At 33.8% G+C, this 900-nt stretch carries 1 protein-coding gene and 1 pseudogene; one reads left to right on the top strand and one right to left on the bottom strand.

Features of this window, described 5'->3' with window-relative positions; genetic code table 11:
• Window positions 1–251: 251 nt before the first annotated feature.
• Window positions 252–719, top strand: coding sequence for a hypothetical protein (locus tag AC1EU5_RS15980; RefSeq protein ID WP_480193419.1), 468 nt, complete (start codon window positions 252–254; stop codon window positions 717–719).
• Between the two features lie 47 nt (window positions 720–766).
• Here the strand turns inward: AC1EU5_RS15980 and AC1EU5_RS15975 are convergent.
• A pseudogene (locus AC1EU5_RS15975) lies at window positions 767–900 on the bottom strand (IS110 family transposase); the annotation flags it as partial.

Here is a 900-nt window from a genome sequence, read left to right as displayed (position 1 = left end):
AGTATATCACCTTTAACGAGCTTCGAGCCAAAACGTGTGACATCGTCGGTTAAAAGTAATTTGGCCCTGCTCCTCGAATTCCCAATTTAATAAATTCTACAATCAACACTTCACTAACGTGAAGCTAATTGACAATCAATAATTTAAGAGTAATAGGAAGTCTGATTCTCAAATTATTGATAAAGAATTTATTATCTTTTCATTCGCAAAGCAGAACTACGTTTAACCCTTGAGTTGGCGTGCATTTGTAAATGAGTAAAAAAAGACGAACATATCAAGAGAAAGCTGAAAGGCTTGCCAAAGCTGTTGACATTGCAGAAAAAATTGTGACCAACTCGAAGTCTTTAGATGGAAAGACTAAGGAACATTTTATTGACTGGGGAAGGAAAATAAAGGAGCTTGCACTCAATCCGGAGCCACAATTCAAGTCTGTTGCCAGCCTAAGATATTTGGAAAATGACTTTTTGATTTATTGGAATGAATCGGACGGAAAAGACGTCGAAGATTTCTGGGCGGAAGTCTTTAAAAACGGAATTGATTTTGAAAGAAAAGATATAATTCAGGCTGTTCTAAAACGGAAAAGAATAAAAGATATTCATGAATTTAATAATGTAATTGATAACATTGTGGTAGCTGAACAAATTGGGCAGATTAATAAAGATCAGGCGATTGAATTGAATAAGCCGATAGGGGAATTTGAAAAAAATTATTCGGAATAAATAAAAGCCAGCGTACAACAAAGAACTGAGTTATAATCCAAGTAATTTTAAGCTAATTTAGAAACAAAGTTTTCATCATATGGTAATCCACTTTTGCAATAGCAATAGCTTGTTTTAATAACTTATTGGACACTACTATTAGCGCTAGTTTTTTACTCTTCCCTTTTGCAACAATTCGATT

The sequence above is a fragment of the Maritimimonas sp. 2405UD52-3 genome (assembly GCF_056591715.1).
The sequence above is the reverse complement of the archived record's forward strand: the minus strand, read 5'-3'. Positions and strand labels throughout refer to the sequence as shown.

Bases quoted from the DNA above. Each gene is read 5' to 3' on its own strand.
- AC1EU5_RS15980 (WP_480193419.1), top strand. From the start codon at position 252: ATGAGTAAAAAAAGACGAACATATCAAGAGAAAGCTGAAAGGCTTGCC.